This window comes from Brevibacillus sp. AF8 (assembly GCF_021270385.1).
Taxonomy (GTDB): Bacteria; Bacillota; Bacilli; order Brevibacillales; family Brevibacillaceae; genus Brevibacillus.
Genome location: NZ_JAGQDN010000001.1, coordinates 684672 through 702923 on the forward strand (window position 1 = coordinate 684672; position 18252 = coordinate 702923).

Consider the following 18252-nt stretch of genomic DNA (forward strand, 5'->3'; position numbering starts at 1 on the left):
ACTTTTTTCCTCTCCGCTATGACAATCATACCATTTTTTATAAAACCCAGTCAGACTGTAGTATGATTTTCCAGTCCATCAGTTTCACCCATGTAAAAGAGACCCACGAAGTTCTATGGGTATTGTTACATGTCGGCATACCCCATGCGAATGAGAAAGCTATCTCCACTCCTCAACTGCAAGGTTCGCCTGTTTGATCCAGTCCAGCCTCCGGTTATTTAACAGACCGAGATTGTAATAAACAATCGATTGAACGCCTGCGTCCACTGCTGTTTTCACCCTCGCTGCCAAATCGACTGCTGACCGGATTTGACTATGATGCAGGGAAAAAGCCGCTCCCAGCGAAGCTTCTGGGGCTACAAGCTTGATGGCATGGAACGTATATGCCACATCACCGACACTGTCTCCATAGGCGAGCGGAACGACACGATCGAGAGTAGCCGCTGCTTTTCGCAATGAAACCCCTTCCCAATAAGACTGGTTCACAAAAAATGGTGTCGAGGACGGAAAACCATCCAACGCAGTCCCCATACTCTGCGCGATCTCCTTCAGGCTCCTCCATATCTGATCTACCGCTTCCAAACGGGATTGCTGATAGTGATACAATTCCGGATATTCCAGCAGTAAAAAAGCAACTTCTCTCGCTTCGGCTGATATTTGCGAGATAGAATCGGCATCCACCATCTGACTGACTAGCCTCGATACAAGCAATCGGACTGCTCCTACATCAATTCGCTTCGATTCGGCACGCTCCATGCACGCCCCGCAAAAACAGAACGAGAGTAACCATTGCAATGATTCTCCTAGCGGTAGGAGGCATACTTCATGATGCTCACCATGCTTCATCGGCAAAAAGGCAGTCGCTTCCATCAAAATCCGCTCTGGCTTGACCTGCTCCAACGTATCGGTAAAAAGCGCCTTGGCATAATGCTGTACCTCAGGTTGCGATGGACATAATGAGTATGTGTATGTATCCCCCCAGATGTTTTGCACACAAAGCTCTGGATGAGCCAAACCAAGTGTAGAATTGTGCAGGCCAACCCACCATGTATGAAATCCCATCCCTGCCTGCTCACAAGCCTCTTTCATTTTGGCAAGAATGCCCGCTTGTGCGATTTGCTCGTGTACAGTCGGGCGCAAACGGTTGTACTTCGACCAATCAGGCGTAAACGATACTCCTGAAAACGGCAGCCTGCGAAACGTTTTGCTTCGCGGGTGAAAAAATCTCCCCTGATGATAGCTGCTATTGACCACTGCTGTATTGCATCTGACTTCTTGCAAGGTTTGCATTACTGCCTCGATACCACTCTCTGCTATATCCCACGGATAAATAAACATCCCGTTTTGTCGTGATGGACTCATTTCGTTTCACCTCGTTTTTGCAAGTAATCATAAGTCAGTGTTTGCCTAAAATCAATCCAAATTTTCGAATTTTCTGAACAACACCCCCAAACAAATACCCCCAAATCCCATACATCTTCCATGTTCTTAGTTGCAGGGATACTTGTTTCTTGAACACGTTATGTTTATCACATCAGTATATATTTCATAAATATTTCATTTTTATTTAACATTTTATTATAATCTACCATTTTATTTTTGTTAGAATCTGAAAGAGTTTCACATTACATATAAAGATAATAGGGGTTGGTATCATGATTGTACTGGATAACAAATGGAATTCACTTAGGCTGTTCTACGGCCTAACAAAAGAAGACTTAGACCTTTTGTATTCACACAAGGAATTCTTCAGCACTCACTCAAAAGAAATCGTAGATTGTTTTTACGAAGAATTGGAAAAACATCCCAACTTGGATCGATTGATTCGTACAAATGTAACTATGGACCAATTAAAGAACATGCAGATTTGGTATATCGAAACACTTTCTTCTCCTGTTATTGATGAAGAATATGTAAATAGCCGAAAACGAATCGGAACAACCCATGCGAGAATTGGATTGTCTGCTTCTTGGTTTTTGGGTGGATACTCACTGTATTTACGTCTTTTTTCAGAAAGAATTCAATCGCTAGAAAACTCAACTGCATTTTATCAGGCTCTTATCAAAAGAGTTTTTTTTGATTCTGCAATTATTCTTGAACAGTATATCGGTGACACGATGCGTGAAAATGTAAGCTACCGCCACAATATGGAGCAAATGGCAGCCGAATTGACAGCTACAACCCAGGAAGCGCTTAGAATCTCTTCCGTCTTCACCGACTCCGCAACCAAACTATATGAATACAATGGTGAGATCGCTCATTCCATGAATGTGTTAAAGGAGCAGAATGAGGAGATTGAGAAACTTAGCGGCTTCGTAGCAGATGTTTCTACACAAACCAATCTTCTAGGCCTTAATGCTGCGATTGAAGCTGCTAGAGCTGGAGAGCACGGACGTGGCTTTACCGTTGTTGCTAATGAAGTACGTAAATTAGCCGATAAATCAAATGCCTCATCGAAAGACATTTACCAATCTCTACAGAACATTAACAATCAATTACTTAAAATTGATCAACAGGTCTCATTAACAACTGTTTCCGCTGAGCAATTAGATACTACTTCCGAGCAATTATTTTCTATCATCCATAAACTAGACGAAATTTCTCGTCGTCTTCAGAATAAACATTAACTGCTTCAGAACGGCCAAAGGAGCTTACTTCTTTGGCCGTGTTCTATTATGTAGCTCCTTCCTATCCCACGCTACCAGGACCGTCATGTTATCTGGTTCAAAACGTTTCCACGCTGTCGTACAAAAGTACAGAACTCAATATTATATAAACTGATACTCCCCTACCTTTCGTTTTTTCAATAAAAGAAGAAATATATCTGTATTCGTATCCAATGATCCCATTTGTCATTTGCCTCGATAGAAGAAGCTCTGTTCCAGCATGAGATTTGTTTTATTGACTTTTGTTTTTTCCGCTTTCTTTTACAGTAGAATACCCTCCCCGGATTTCTCCGCAAGAGGGCACAGTTCACATCACACGCTTAAACATTTTTTCTAAGTCATATCCAGTAAAATGAATCACAATCGGCCTTCCGTGTGGACACGTATACGGACTGCTCGTATTACGCAGTTGGTTCAGCAAGCTTTCCATTTCTGCATGCGTCAGGAAGCGGTTCGCTTTAATCGATGCTTTGCAGGACATCATGATGGCAGCTTTTTCGCGCATCAGCACGACATTGGCTTGGGCGTTTTCTCCCGTTTCCAGTACAAACTGAATGAGCTCCTCAATGACCTCCAGCTCAGCCCCTTCTGGGAACCAATGTGGATGAGCGCGAACGATAAAGGTCCGCCCACCAAACGCCTCGATCTCCAAACCAAACGATTGCAAAAGCGACAGTCGCTTCTCCAGTTTGCTTGCCTCTGCAGCCGTATATTCCACCGTATGAGGAAACAGCATGATCTGGCTGGAAATGTCCTCTTCTGCAAGCTTGTCCATGAAGTACTCGTAAAAAATCCGCTCCTGCGCGGCATGTTGATCAATTAAATACATGCCTTCGTCATTTTGCGCGACGATGTAGGTGCCATGGACTTGACCAACTGGGTACATAACCGGAACAGGCGAATCCGTTTCATTTTCATTGGTGGTTTCCAGGAGTGGCGGCGCTTGTTCAGTACCTGCCACTGCTGAATTGTCCTCGCTGCTGATTTCATTAGATGGATGCACAGGAGATGGTGCCTGGGCAATGTCCAATTGTACCGGAATCCGAGTCTCGTGAGGTTGGAAAGCTTCCCTCGTGTCCGTTTGATCCAACAAAGTCGCCTGCACGATTTCATGCGAGGTAGTCTCTACCTTTGCAACTTCCAACTTTTCATAGTTGGCTGCAGTCTCTTTCACCGTACCGTTCTCAATGGATGGCGCGGTATGGGCCACCACATCTACTTGCTTACTTGGCGTTTCTTGCTTGGCCATCCATTCCTGGAGTCGGGGACTCGCAGCTAATAACGGCGATTGTGGAGTATCAGGCTTGGTGATTTGCAGGTCAAACTGCGGTTGAACGACCTGGGTGACGACCTTAGCTTTTGGTTGCGTAATCATGGGTCTGACAATCCCCAAGCCTTGTCTCAAAGTCTCTTTTACCGATTGTTCTATTGCACTGCACAATTCATCTTCTTTACTGAATCTCGCCTCTAGTTTGGCAGGATGTACGTTCACATCGACCAGTGACGGATCCATTTCGATCTGCAAGGCCACAATCGGATAACGACCGATCGGTAACAATGTATGATAACCACGCATAATCGCATTGTTGATCGAATAACTGCGCACGTACCGACCGTTTACCAGTGTCGAAAGGTAAGAGCGATTCGCCCTTGTCACTTCCGTCTTCGAAAGAAAACCAGACCACTTATAGTCGAGGGTCTCCCCTGCAATTGGAAGCAACAGCTTCGCGACTTGCACACCATAGATTGCCGCCATGACGTGCAACAGCTTTCCGTCGCCAGATGTTTGCAAGAGTGTCTTGCCGTTATGAGTCAGCAGGAAGGAGATCGACGGATGCGTGAGTGCAAGCCGGTTCACATAATCGGAAATATGTCCGACTTCCGTAGCGATCGACTTCATGTATTTCAAGCGAGCAGGCGTGTTGAAAAACAAGCTGCGTACACATACTTCCGTCCCTTTAACAGCGGCTTTATCGGAAATCGTTCCGAGCTGCCCACCTTCAATTAAGAGATGAGTACCTACCTCACTGCTGGATGTACTGCTCGTCAGCTCCATACGCGAGACTGCTGCAATACTCGGCAGTGCCTCTCCACGAAAGCCCAGCGTACGAATGCGGAACAAATCACGAGCGTTGCTGATTTTACTCGTGGCATGGCGCTCAAAAGCCAGCTGGCAATCTTCCCGATCCATCCCTTTCCCATTGTCAACGATCCGAATCATCTCCAGACCGCCTTCCTCTACGTGGATCTCGATTGTCGTTGCACTGGCATCAATTGCGTTTTCGACCAGCTCTTTGACAACAGAAGCCGGTCTTTCCACTACTTCCCCTGCAGCAATCATATTGGCGAGATGCTCATCTAAAACGTGAATGGTTCCCATGAGTGCCTCCCCTCCGGACGAACCCTATCGCTTTTTCAATTGCTGTTTCCATTCATATAGTTTCATCATGGCGTCCATTGGCGTCGTTGAATTCAAATCCAGCTCGCGCAGTTCAGCCATAATCGCTTCTTCCTCCGCTGACGCAAACTGCATCGGTTCTTCACGCACCGCAGCAACTGGAGCCGTCCATAGCGATTCGAGCGACATTTGCACGTCACTCGCTGCATTTCCATTCCCTGCGCTTCCACTCGCTTCAAGCCCGGTTAAGATACTGCGCGCCCGCTCAATGACCCAGGTCGGCATTTCCGCAAGCTCTGCCACATGAATTCCATAACTTTTATCTGCTCGTCCTTCTTCAATTTTGTGAAGGAACAAGAGCTTTCCTTCCCGTTCTTCGCATCGAGCATTGACGTTCACGACACCACTCAACGTCTCTGCCAACCCGGTCAACTCGTGGTAGTGCGTGGAGAAGAGCGTTTTGGCACCGATTTTTTGACAAATGTACTCAATGACTGCTTGTGCAAGCGCCATTCCATCGTACGTCGAAGTCCCGCGGCCAATCTCATCGAGCAGAATCAAGCTCTTCGCTGTTGCTTTTTGCAGAGCGTGTCTGGTCTCCAGCATTTCCACCATAAACGTACTGTGCCCGCCTACCAAGTCGTCGGCTGCCCCGATTCGAGTAAAAATCTGATCGACAATCGACAGTTTGGCCTGTTTAGCCGGAACAAAGCAACCGATCTGTGCCATCACCGTGATCAAGGCAATCTGTCTCATGTACGTACTCTTACCTGCCATATTCGGGCCCGTAATGAGCAAAACTTGACGATTGGTCTGATCCATCTCCACGTCATTTGCCACGTATTTTTCGCGCTCCAGAACGGCTTCTACTACTGGATGACGCCCTTCTGTAATAACGTATTCGCCGCTTTCCACAAGCTCAGGGCGTACAAATCCCCGCTCGTCACTTACCGTAGCAAACGCCTGAAGAACGTCCACAGATGCAATGCGCTCCGCGAGGTTTTGCAGTCTTGGTATATGCTTCGCGACTTCACTTCTTACCGCCACGAACAGTTGGTATTCCAGCTCAATCATCTTTTCTTCCGCTTCCAGAATAAGGGCTTCACGTTCCTTTAACTCTGGCGTGATGTACCGCTCTGCATTGGCCAAAGTTTGCTTGCGCTCATACCGACCAGCCGGAACGTTGGCAATGTTGGATTTCGATATTTCGATGTAATAGCCGAACACCTTATTAAAGCCTACTTTAAGTGAACGAATTCCAGTCGCTTCCCGTTCCCCCTGCTCCAGTTGGGCAATCCACGTCTTCCCTTCACGACTTGCTGTATGGAGCTTGTCCAGGTATTCATCATATCCCGTCCGAATCATGCCGCCTTCACGAACCGATATCGGTGGATCATCCACGAGCGCATGAGCCAAATAGTTGACGATATCTGTACACTCATCCATCCCTTGCGCCAGTTCCATCAATACTGGGGTATTCGTTTGGATCATATACTGCTTTAGCTCTGGAACTGCCTCCAAAGACATCCGTAGCTGAATGAGATCTCGTGCGTTCGCATTCCCGTAGGAAATACGACCCGCCAGACGCTCCAAATCATAGACACGATCCAAGCAAGTCCGCAAATCGGACCGAAGCAGCATGTCACCCTTCAAGGCTTCCACAGCGCTCAAACGTGCTTCCAACTGATCGCGACTGAGCAATGGACGCTCAATCCATCTGCGCAAAAGACGACCACCCATTGCCGTTTGAGTCCGATCCAACAGCCACAACAGAGAGCCTTTTTTCGTCTTATCGCGAATAGTCTCTGTCAATTCCAAGTTACGTCTGGAAAAGCCGTCCATTTGGAGAAACTGCTTTGCATCGTACTGCTTTAACAGGCGCATATGAGCAAGGCTGCGTTTTTGCGTCGTCCCTATGTAGAACAAGAGAGCATTGACCGCCGCTCGCATGGATAGATCCAACCCTTTGGCCTGCTCCGCATATTGACTATCTACCGCAAATGCGTCCAGTTGGTGCGCATCCACGACAGTAGATGGCAGTGCTGTCTTCGGCAAAACAGTGAGGCCAAAAAAGACGAGCTCCTTGGGGCGATATTGCAAGGCTTCATCCAGAACACCCTCTGCCTGTCCCACCAAAGAGGTAACGTACATCTCGCCTGTACTCATATCACACGCAGCAACACCCGTTCGCCCTTCTACTTGGGCCAACGCCGCCATGTAATTATTTTCCTTATCCGTCAGCCATTTGCCTTCCATCATCGTACCTGGAGTAATGACACGTGTAACTTCCCGGCGAACGACCCCTTTTGCTTCTTTGGGATCTTCGACTTGCTCGCAAACGGCTACTTTATGTCCTTTTTTTAGTAGCTCTGCAATATAGCCGTCTGCCGCATGATGTGGAACACCACACATTGGTATGCGCTCAGAACCTCCACCATCACGTCCCGTCAGTGTAATTTCCAGCTCACGGGACGCAAGGATGGCGTCATCAAAAAACAGTTCATAAAAATCGCCCAAGCGAAAAAATAAGAAAGTATCCGGATAATCTTTTTTGATAGCCAGATACTGTTGAATCATCGGGGTATATTGAGCCATGATTTTCTTCTCCTAGCCTACTCATTCTCGTCGCTATTATAACATGATTGAACGGTAATGTTGACCCTACATCCGATGGCAGTATCCGTTTATGATAGCTTCCATATCTTGCGCAGGTCTTCATCCGTTTTCCACGATTGGCACTCGATTAAAAAAGAAAAGTATCGATCCAAATGTATACGTGACAGCGTATAGCCTGGTAGTTCCTTTACTTCTTTCCAGACTTGGACTACGTACGGCAGGAGCTTTTCTTTTTCGCCCTGGTAGTACGCTTTGATAAGTGGGAGCTTTAGATGGGGCATCGCTTGTAGTTTCCCATGATTGGTTGCAACCAAATGGGCCAAATGAAGAATACCTCGAGCGACGAGGGGATCAACGAGCCAACTAGGGAGTGTACGGTATTCGAAACCATAGTCCTTCTCCCTTACATCCCCCAAAAATCCATAGCGCTCTCTGCGGCTCATACAGCCTGCATCCTCAATCAGAACAAGGGGAAGAGCCAAGTACGCATCCAGCTTTCGCCGAAGAGAAAAAGTCGGTGTGAGCCCGCCAAAATGAATATGCCCACCGATTGGATAACCTTGAAACGGCATTCCGCCAGCGAGCCATTCGATAGACGAATTTCCTATTTTTTTGTATGCGAGTGCCAAATTATCGTAGATATGCATAAATAATTGATCAGGGTCCTCCGACGGCGCAGGTCTCAACTCTGCAACCGGGTGCTGATGGAGACCTAATTCTTCCCGGTAACGTGTCGTATCACATCCAACCGTCCCATTGATGCTCAGGAAGTCAGAAGCAAGTGCCATCTCTCCTGTGGGCTTGCGTAAAGCAAATTCGGGATCTGCCCCCATACTTTGCAGCTTTTGCGGCTGTTTGCGCATCCGAGCTTCCCACCACTCTCGAGCCCGCTGCATATATTCGTCAGCTTGCTTGGCTGGCCAATTCGGTTCTACCTCGACGACCTTAAGTCGATGGGGAGAGGCCGCCATGACCGTCACTTGACCCGCATCGGCTCCGGCGGCATACAAACTGCGCACAGCCAGCCCTTGCACCACCTGAATCTCTGGTTCAGCGGAAGGCAAGGAGACAGAATGCCACTCGGGTTCCTGTAGGCGGTGCAGTAGCCATTGTGATTGCTCCTCGCTTCTGGCGATATCCAGTACATAGTCTTGGTAAAGGCATATCCTATATGTTCGCCAGCCCGGTCGCGCTGCTTTTCCTGTTGTTACAGGTATTCTCCCTTGCCGTAGCAACCAGCGACCGATTTCAGGACGATGCAAATACGCTACCACTTCTTTAGCGTTGGCCGTCATCGGTTGTGTTGCTGGCGTTTCCTGCTTGTTTGCTCGCTGACTCGCCCTTGTGCGTAGAATCATGCCTTCCACACTCCCCCGCTATTCTCTCGTTATCTTATGAATGCGCCCAGAAAAACGTGTGAATGGTACGTATCCGAAAAAAAAGAAAAAAGAGGAGATAATTTCTCCTCTTTAGTCGAGCTCGTCGAGTAGCGTAGCGGAATCAAAGTCATCATACTCGTCACTGTTATCTTCAAAGTCGTCAACCAGATGGAATTCTTTGTCATCACAACTATTGCAGACAACAACGCACACCTTTGTTTCTCCAATGACCTCTACTGCATATTCGCTTTCAACTCTGACCGTGATTGTGCTACCACCACTTAACTCCGCTTTTATGCACTTCGGTTGCTCCACGGCGCGTGCAACGATTTCCAGATCGCCTCTGCAGTTTTTGTCGAAGAACGTAAGCGGTACGAGTACGGAGAACTGAACAGTTTCCCGCTTGACTTCGGTTTGCGTGTTATTAGCAAACGAAAACCACAGGTTGACGTCATACGTACCAGATACTTCAACGGCATCTCCGACTTTCTCTGCTTGGAAGTTCGTGTTTATAACCCAGCATCCGAGGATCGTCGAAGGAGTTTGCGACGGTATGATGGTGTGGGTGGTAGTAGAAAATTTATGGCCTTTGCCGCAGACTGCTTTCGCGATAAGTTCCCGGCACTGTAGATCTTTGTCTATACCCGACATTTCGTTACCTCCTCCATACAACGTTTCTGTACATTTGTATGCAGGGCATTCGACTAGCGTGCAAACAACCACCTTATATTTGGGAAAGTTGTTGGGTATTCATCAAAACAGCGCCGGGAAGGCTTTCTATCAAGAATTAGGAGCAGCAGCCGTCAGATTTTTTCTTTTCAGGCCCGCCACCCGTCTCTCCGGTCAATGGGTTTCCGCCTGTATCCAAAATAATACGCTCCGAAACGGTGTTCGTGATCACGTTCGTAACCATTTGCAAAAGATCGTTCACATCGACCTGCGATTGCTTGAATTCCGTAACGATTGGAATGGAATCCAGCTCCTCATGCAATTGGTTGTATTCGCCTTCCACTTTTTTCACTAGTTCCGGCTTGTTGATGGATTCAAACATCACCATTTGCTTTTGTTTCTGCTTCAATGTATCAATCAAATCTTGCACACGTTCATTGTTCTTGATTTGCAGTTCGGCACGTTTGAAGAAATCAACTTCATTTGTACGCGCGATCATGGCTGCAAGCTCACGAGCTTTATCGAGAATTTCTTTCTGGGTATATACGTTTGTTTGTTCCATTATGACCTACACCTCAACTTTGGATACGAGTTCACCGTGGAGTGTCCACGTTTTCGCATCTGTAATTTTTATGTGAACATACTGTCCGATCAAGGATTTGTCGCCGGTGAAATGGACCAGCTTGTTCGTACGCGTACGACCCGCAAGCACTTCCGCATTCGTCCTCGATTCGCCTTCCACGAGTACCTCGACAACCTGATCCTGCAGTTTTTTGTTCTGCTCCAGTCCGATGCGAGCCAAAACTTCATTGAGTCGATACAGGCGCGCTTTTTTCACTTCCATCGGAACGTTGTCTTCCATGACAGCAGCCGGTGTGCCTTCACGTGGGGAGTAAATGAAGGTATAGGCAAAATCATATTTGACCTCTTCCACCATCGAAATGGTATCTTCGAACTGCTCATCGGTTTCGCCTGGGAAGCCAACAATAATATCGGTAGAAAGCGAGACATTCGGGATCGCGTCCTTGATTTTGCGAACGAGCTCCAGATAATGTTCACGCGAATATTTGCGCGCCATCCGCTTGAGTACTTCTGTCGAACCGGATTGGACAGGCAAATGGATTTGCTCAACCAGGTTGCCGCCTTTTGCAAGAACCTCGATCAAGTGGTCGTCAAAATCACGCGGATGACTTGTCGTAAAGCGCACACGCGGGATATCAATTTTACGGATCTCGTCCATCAAGTCCCCAAAGCCGTACTCGATGTCCTCAAAATCTTTCCCATACGCATTGACGTTTTGTCCAAGAAGCATGATTTCTTTAAAGCCTTGGCGAGCGAGATCACGCACTTCTGCGATGACATCTTCCGGGCGTCGACTGCGCTCTTTTCCGCGGGTATACGGAACGATGCAGTACGTACAGAACTTGTCACAGCCGTACATAATGTTAACCCATCCCTTGGTGTTTCCTTCACGGAGCTTCGGCATATTTTCGACGATATCGCCTTCCTTGGACCAAACCTCAATCACCATTTCTTTGCTGAACATCGCATCGCGCAACAATTCTGGCAGTCGGTGAATATTGTGCGTTCCAAAAATCAAGTCGACCTGCTGGTAGCTTTTCAGGATTTTCTTGACGACTTTCTCTTCTTGGGACATACAGCCGCAAACACCGAGGATCAGATTTGGGTTGTTGTTCTTGAGCCGCTTCATGTGGCCGAGCTCTCCAAATACTTTATCCTCTGCATTTTCGCGGATCGCACAGGTGTTAAATAGGATGACATCCGCATCTTCGACAGAATCAGAGGAAGTATAACCCATTGCCTGCAAAATACCAGAAATCGTCTCCGAATCATGCTCGTTCATTTGGCAGCCATACGTACGAACGTGATAACGCTTTCCTTTTCCGATGTTCTGCATATCTTCTGGGATATTAAAATCGTAATGGACTAAAATCTCTTCCTTACCACGCTTTTTCGCATCTTTCAGAGAGGGGGCCTGGAAGTATTTCGCATAGTCTTCCGTTTTCTTTGGAGACTTAACGGATTTTAAGTCCACAGTCGCCTCTTTCGTTTCCTTCATCATATATCACCTCAGCTATAATCATCTACATAAGTAACCAATAAAGAATTATATCATTTTGGGTGATACAAAAGCCAATGCATAATAACCATTATGAGGCAAAATATGTACGAAACGGCGAGAGACCGTTCCCTATCGAAAAGCGTTCCATCCAAATCAAAGAAGCATGTCCTTCCATTTCTACATGCTCCTCCTTACCCGCCAATTTTTTCGAAACTCCGTCTTTTTTCCTATTTTCACCATAATATTTTTTTCTCCTGCAACAATACAAGCCCACTAACCGTCTGAATAGCAGTCAACAAAAACTACATTGCCATTTTGAGGAGGTTAACATGAAAAGAGCACTAGCCGTATTCCTGTCGGTGTTGATGTTCTTAACGGTTATCCCAGTCGTTGGTGCCGCTTCCACCCCTTCGTTCTCAGACGTTCCACGTAGCCATTGGGCATACAAGGAAATTACGGAGATGGCGGCAAAAGGGATCATCAAAGGGTACGACAATCGGACATTTAGACCGAACAATGAAGTTACCCGCGCCGAATTTGCAAAAATTATGATCGCTGCAGCAGATGTAGATATAAACAAAAGCTACGTCGACCAAACCTTTAAAGATGTACCGCGTCATCACTGGGCATTTCTGTATGTGGAATACGCCAAGCCTTACTTGACTGGTTACAAATCCGGCTCCACCTACACGTATAAGCCAGATCAAGCGGCAGTACGTGAAGACATTGCTGTCGCATTGGTACGCCTGTTGGGCTACGATCAAAAGTACAAAGCCGACTTGAATCAATTGAAAAAGTTCCGTGATTACGACGATATTTCGTCAGCATTGCGTCCGTATATTGCGATTGCAATCCAAACCGATCTGATGAAAGGATACAATGGCAATTTCCGTCCACAAGATCCAATTACACGTGCGGAAGCTGCTTCTCTGCTCTATCGCGCTATTTTGGATCGCGACGATGATGATGAGATCAAAATTGTTTTCCCTACCCCTGGTCAACCGAAACCACAGCCAGAACCAGAGCGAATCAATATCAGCGACTCCTTCTCTGATTCCAAATTGAAAAACTGGAATACAGACAAAGCGACAGGAAACTGGGAGGTCGCGAGCAAACAAGTGACAGCTGAATCCGATGACGATGATCTGGATCACTACTTCCTGCCATTGAATTGGAACGAGTCTGACAAAGTGAAAAAATACGAATTGAGCGTCGATGTTAATGTCGTAGGTAGTGAAGGTTTAGGAGGCCTTTACTTCAACGGTAAAGACGGAAAAGCCAATGTTGTATTCGTCCAAAAAGATCGTGTTGTTTTAGGAAAAGTGAATGATGTCGAAGAAGACGATATTGACATCATTACTTCTAGCTCCTACAAGCTGAAATCCAGCAATCGCTTAAAAGTAGAAGTTAACGAGAACACTGTTTCCATTTATCTGAACGATCAATACTTGTTCGGTCAACAGTACGTGAAACAAGAAGGCACAAAGCTCGGTCTGTACCTGCAAGAAGATGCGACGAAAGGTGCACCTCGCAAAACGACTTACCTGGACAATTTCTCCTTTAAAGAGACCAAATAAAGAACCATATTTTGACCCGACAAGCTATCTTGGCCTGTCGGGTATTTTTCACTCTACTCCATATGCATGTTCTACCAAATGGAAAAAAGATAGCGAAAACGTAGAAATAGACGCATTTCAGATGTTATAATGGTAGCTATTCTTGTCCTGTGAAGGAGCCTTCCGATGTCATTTTCTGATAATCAACCGTTTCGCTGGATGGACTCCGGTACTTACCAGGATAGTCCACTTGAGCCTTTAATTCGTGATGAAGCGTTGGCAGCAAGTATGCAACATGAATCAGCAACACCTGTCATTCATCTCTGGGTGTACGATCAGGCGCTGTATCTCGGCCGCAGAGACGCCAAGCTTCCCCATCTACAGCAGGCCTTGCGCAAGTTCGGTCAAGATGGCTTTGGTTGTGTTCTTCGCTCGTCTGGTGGCGCTTGTGTTCCGCTTGATGCTGGTGTACTCAATATGGCTTGTTTATTGCCCGACACGTCGATTTCCATTGACTCCTTCTTCTCGTTTGTTGCCCAGCTTCTTAATGTGGGCCTGCGTGATTACGGAAAGCTGGAATTTGGAGAAGTGACGGGTTCGTACTGTGCAGGGGAATACGATTTTTCCATTCACGGTAAAAAAATCGGAGGCATGGCACAAAGACGCACGCGACACGGCTCTATTTTGCAATTATGCATTAACGTAGACGATCGACCTCGCGGGGAATGGATGGAGCGCTTTTACCGTCTCGCCGGCTTGGATGAAATGCAGAGTCATAAGCCAATTCCTTCCATCGATGCTTCGACCGTTGGCAGCATTGCAAGTTTGACTGGAAAATTGGCCACCATGGATGATGTAAAAGCACGTCTATTGGAGACAATCCGTTCTGAGTGGGCTGTATCACCTACCCCCTTTTATGTGCAAAATGAGTTAGTGACAGAGTCGAGGCAACATTTGTCGCAGCGATTACACTTATTTTCTTATACCGCAAAAGAACTGGCCGCACCTGACTGGCACTTACCCGAATAACGGGCATTTTACTTGCTTTTGATTCTCCAGGTGCTGCCGGTAAAATTCTGGAGGAATTATGAATAGCAATCGAAAGGGGACGTTTCAGGATCTGAATGCCCTTTTTGTTTTTGGGGCTCTTACTGTCTTGATGATTCACATCCTCAGTTTTTTTCTCGCAAATGAGAAGACGTATCCGTGGAATAGTGATTTGCAAGCCGTTCTAATTATCTTATTAAAATTCGGTCGCTCCTTGTTTATCTTTGCAACGGGAATGTTGCTGTTTTACTGGTATCAAAACCGACAATTGGATTGGCGTGCTTTCTGGAAAAAACGTTGGCGCGCGGTTATTTTGCCTTACGTAATTTGGACAGCCATTTTCACCTATTTTAAACATCAAACCTTTGACCCGGCCGTGCTGGTAGAACCGTTTTTCGATAGTCTGTTTACGGGTAGCTCTTTCTACCACCTGTACTACATTCCGCTTTACTTGCAATTAAGCTTGTTGTTTTGCCTGATTAAACCGTGGATGGAACGGTACTTGAATTTCCGTTGGATCATCGTTCTATTTATTGGACAAGCGGGTTTGTACGTTCTCTACCACTATTTGTTCATTACGCCGTTATGGGCTATTGATTGGGCAGCAAACCCATTCTTGTCCCTCATGAAGCACACTTATGTTTACGGACAGCATTATGTTTTCATGTACGTATTTACTTTTGCACTCGGCGCTTATGCCGGGATGAATGTGGATAAATGGCGAACATGGGTGAAACGACTTCAAATACCTTCTATCGTCGTGATGGCAAGTGCAGCCGTTTGGCTGGCTTACAGCTATCTTTCCGGGTACAAGAGCTATTACGAGAGCATGAATATTTTCGAGCCGCTTTACTTGGTCTACACACTCTGTGTAATCATCAGCTTTTACCCTGTATCCAGTTATCTAGGCAAACTGCCTAAACTCGGTCCATGGCTTGCCCGGTTGGCCAAACAAAATATGGCTATCTATTTGGTCCATCCGTTGATCTTGTTTTTACTGCAGAGCTACGTCATTCATCGACTTGGCTGGTCGACGCCGTCAATGGTTCTCGGCATGTTCGTGATTACACCGCCACTCTGTATTTTCCTTTACGAGTTGACGACGATGTCCTTTTGGTTCAATCGAAAAAAACGGGTGGAAGCCAAACCCATTTTTAAAAATCAAACGTATAAAGCGTAAGGGAGGAACTGGTTTCCTCTAAGCTCCTAATGTAAAAAACAACAGGATCTCGCATACTAGAACTAGGGACGATTGTTCCACACCTCGATTACTTGCCTGGCGTAACTGCCGGGCTTTTTTTGTTTGAAGCCTCTCCAAAGCCTTGGCAACGCCAAGTTTTCTAAATGTAGCCCTACCGTTTGTATCTCTCTTACGGTATCATAGAAGGGGACCACAGGCAGTTCTTACTGCTATAGACGACAGAAAGAAAAGGTGGTGGATCTGAATGAATCAAGAGATCCCTTTGTTACATATTCCGATCAAAGACCTCATAATCGCGTCCACAAAGGTCGCACATGTGCAGCTAGGTAATTCGCTTGAGCACGCCCTGCTAGTTCTAATCAAGTCAGGCTATTCAGCCGTTCCTGTACTGGATCATCAGTATCGGTTGCATGGGTTAATCAGCACGAATATGATCATGAATAAGACTCTTGGTTTGGAGCGCTTCGAGACTGAGCGTATGTCCGAACATACAGTAGATGATGTGATGGATACGAAGGTCCCTCGATTGCGTGACACCGATGAATTTTTGAAAGCTTTAGAAGTGTCGATAAATCACCCGTTCGTTTGTATTGAAGACGACGAGCACTATTTTCAAGGAATCTTGACTCGAAAATCGATATTGGCTTTGGTATATCGCCACTTTCGCAACCTGCCCTTTCCTTTGGCTGACCAGCAACAGCCGGCAGAATCGTAGGTCACCGTATACGAAAAGACGGGGCATTAAATGCCACCGTCTTTTTCACATTCTTCTGTATTTCTTCTTAGAGCAATTGGCTCGGTGCTAGAAGCTGATGCTTCCGTTTCTTTTTTTCAGCGAGCAATGTCTGGGCATATTCCAGCGGATGACGGTACGTTTGTTTAAACATCGCCTTCTCTCCTGCTTTGAAAAAAGAATAGCGTTGATCACGCACATTGACTTCGATTAAATACGGATTGCCTCGCTCGTCAATTCCCATATCCATCCCTAAGTCTGCTAATGATGAAAAATGGCGACCGTACTGCTTCGCAATTTCCACCGCCGCTATGCTCACTCTTTCGATAACCGCTTGTTGTTGTTTCACCTCAGGAAAGATGGGGGCCAAAGCTTCCGAAAATGGTACTGCTGTCCCTCCTCGAGAGAGATTGCTCAGCTTGTTTTTCTTATTGGCAACCTTGGCAACCATCCCGCTCACAGTCCACTGTTTCTCTTTGTTTTTCTGTACCGAAACACGAATATCAAATGTTTTTCCTCCATAGTGCGCCAAAGGAATTCCTTGTTGGATCAAAAATCTTTTGTTGCCGACCCAACGTCGCACCGTGGAGAGTAACTGCGAACGAGATAAGATCTGCCGTTTTTTCGATGCAATGAAGTGATAACTGCCTCCGTGCCGTTCAATACGTGCTACCCCAATTCCAACAGATCCAATTGACGGCTTGACGTACACCACCTGGTATTTATCCAAGAACAGACGTAACTGCTCCATGGAATAAGGCACTGTATGCGGCAGATAGCTGCGAATCTGTTCGTTTTTCCAGAGCATCTGATGTACTTTTCTCTTATCCCGTACAACCAAGCCATTGAATACCGTCTTCTTTTGGCTCAATCTTCGAATCACATTCCGCGCTTTTGCATCTCCTGTCAAAACACGATTGTGGATGACTCGCGGGACTGAAACCAGTTGTGAAACAAGTCGGTTTCCGTTCCAAAAATATCCCTTAACCCGTTCATCTCCTGGCCTCACATGCCGCGGATGGAAAAAAACAGGCTCCAATCCAAGCTCTTTACCGATTTCAACATAATAAGGCAGACGCTCATATGACTTGATGCCATGAATTCCTTTCTCCATAAGGGCCCAATCCAACATTATCCCGATTCTGTCCACGTAGATCCCCCTTGCCACATTGCTCTACATAGGGTATGTGCCAGAAATGGCAAGAGCGTGCCTATTTTTGTACACCTATCAGCGACACGACAAAATATTGCATTTCCATCGGAATGATGTCGGATGCTGCGCTTGCCCGGGAAAGGATCGCGTTGCGTTCTTTCTATTGTCCCCTGCGTTCGATGGCAAGTAAAAATGGCGCTTGGTTTTGCTGATTAATGTATTGGTATTTTAAAACCAAATAATCCAATTGACTTAGCTCGTGGCAAAATGCTTCCACTGCCTCTTTTTCCGTCTCTCCCGCCGGATGCCCCCAATAAATCATGACTGTCATGATTCCGCCTGGTCTGAGTACCCTCAACCCTGATTGAATCGCTTGAATGGTACTGCTCGCTTGTGTAGTGATTTCCTTGTCTCCACCCGGCAAATAGCCCAAATTAAACATGATCGCCGCGGCACTAATTTCCAGCTTGTCAATTTCCTCATGACTGGCGAGCTTCATTTCTACCCTGTTTGCCAGACCTTCTCTCTCGAGTCTCTCGCGCGTTTTCTCGATCGCCTGCGGCTGGATATCGAAGGCGATTACTTTCCCTTCTTCTTGTACCAATTGCGCTAAAAATAAGGTGTCATTTCCGTTCCCCATCGTGGCGTCAACAACCGTTTCTCCTGCTTGTACGCGTTCGCGAATTAATTTGCGTGCGACTTCTAATACATTTGGAAACAAAGTCACCTCTCCTCTCTATGTAGACAAATA

14 protein-coding genes are annotated in these 18252 nt (G+C 46.4%); 5 read left to right on the plus strand and 9 right to left on the minus strand.

Features of this window, described 5'->3' with window-relative positions; all coding sequences use genetic code 11:
* Positions 1-159: 159 nt before the first annotated feature.
* Entirely contained in the window at positions 160-1362 is a 1203-nt protein-coding gene (locus tag KB186_RS02650; RefSeq protein ID WP_221869136.1) for an alpha-amylase family protein, read from the minus strand.
* A gap of 293 nt (positions 1363-1655) precedes the next feature.
* Between KB186_RS02650 and KB186_RS28360 the strand changes: the two genes are divergently transcribed.
* Entirely contained in the window at positions 1656-2627 is a 972-nt protein-coding gene (locus KB186_RS28360; protein ID WP_221869137.1) for a globin-coupled sensor protein, read from the plus strand.
* 346 nt (positions 2628-2973) lie between these two features.
* Here KB186_RS28360 and mutL read toward each other — a convergent pair whose 3' ends face one another.
* The 6 genes from mutL to miaB form a co-directional block, all read right to left on the minus strand.
* Positions 2974-5046 carry a DNA mismatch repair endonuclease MutL gene (gene mutL / locus KB186_RS02665; protein ID WP_221869138.1) on the minus strand — a complete coding sequence of 691 codons (2073 nt, stop codon included), beginning with the start codon at positions 5044-5046 and terminating at the stop codon, positions 2974-2976.
* A 24-nt stretch (positions 5047-5070) separates the two neighbouring features.
* Positions 5071-7659 carry a DNA mismatch repair protein MutS gene (gene mutS, locus KB186_RS02670; protein WP_221869139.1) on the minus strand — a complete coding sequence of 863 codons (2589 nt, stop codon included), beginning with the start codon at positions 7657-7659 and terminating at the stop codon, positions 5071-5073.
* Between the two features lie 89 nt (positions 7660-7748).
* A complete protein-coding gene (locus tag KB186_RS02675; protein WP_173607949.1) occupies positions 7749-9038 on the minus strand; it encodes a putative amidoligase domain-containing protein in 1290 nt (429 codons plus the stop codon).
* Positions 9039-9149: 111 nt separating this feature from the next.
* On the minus strand, positions 9150-9710 hold the full coding sequence (gene cotE / locus KB186_RS02680; RefSeq protein WP_173607950.1) for an outer spore coat protein CotE: 561 nt from the start codon (positions 9708-9710) through the stop codon (positions 9150-9152).
* A 136-nt stretch (positions 9711-9846) separates the two neighbouring features.
* Positions 9847-10290: a YlbF/YmcA family competence regulator gene (locus tag KB186_RS02685; protein WP_047067744.1), complete on the minus strand. Its 444-nt coding sequence runs from the start codon at positions 10288-10290 to the stop codon at positions 9847-9849.
* Between the two features lie 6 nt (positions 10291-10296).
* Positions 10297-11808 carry a tRNA (N6-isopentenyl adenosine(37)-C2)-methylthiotransferase MiaB gene (miaB, locus tag KB186_RS02690; protein WP_048033378.1) on the minus strand — a complete coding sequence of 504 codons (1512 nt, stop codon included), beginning with the start codon at positions 11806-11808 and terminating at the stop codon, positions 10297-10299.
* Between the two features lie 332 nt (positions 11809-12140).
* Here miaB and KB186_RS02695 point away from each other — a divergent pair, with 332 nt between their 5' ends.
* From KB186_RS02695 to cbpB, 4 genes are all read left to right on the plus strand, one after another.
* Positions 12141-13388: an S-layer homology domain-containing protein gene (locus KB186_RS02695; RefSeq protein WP_173607951.1), complete on the plus strand. Its 1248-nt coding sequence runs from the start codon at positions 12141-12143 to the stop codon at positions 13386-13388.
* A gap of 165 nt (positions 13389-13553) precedes the next feature.
* Positions 13554-14396, plus strand: a complete 843-nt coding sequence (locus tag KB186_RS02700) for a lipoate--protein ligase family protein (RefSeq protein ID WP_232773055.1) — start codon at positions 13554-13556, stop codon at positions 14394-14396.
* 58 nt (positions 14397-14454) lie between these two features.
* Positions 14455-15594 (plus strand): acyltransferase, encoded by a 1140-nt coding sequence (locus KB186_RS02705; RefSeq protein WP_173607953.1) that lies wholly within the window; start codon positions 14455-14457, stop codon positions 15592-15594.
* 265 nt (positions 15595-15859) lie between these two features.
* A complete protein-coding gene (gene cbpB, locus KB186_RS02710) occupies positions 15860-16330 on the plus strand; it encodes a cyclic-di-AMP-binding protein CbpB (RefSeq protein ID WP_173607954.1) in 471 nt (156 codons plus the stop codon).
* 67 nt (positions 16331-16397) lie between these two features.
* On the opposite strand, the gene KB186_RS02715 is transcribed toward cbpB, so the two are convergent.
* Complete coding sequence (locus KB186_RS02715; protein WP_221869144.1) at positions 16398-17498, minus strand: YheC/YheD family endospore coat-associated protein; 1101 nt, start codon at positions 17496-17498, stop codon at positions 16398-16400.
* A 163-nt stretch (positions 17499-17661) separates the two neighbouring features.
* On the minus strand, positions 17662-18222 hold the full coding sequence (gene mnmM, locus KB186_RS02720) for a tRNA 5-(aminomethyl)-2-thiouridylate-methyltransferase MnmM (RefSeq protein ID WP_047067757.1): 561 nt from the start codon (positions 18220-18222) through the stop codon (positions 17662-17664).
* Positions 18223-18252 lie beyond the last annotated feature (30 nt).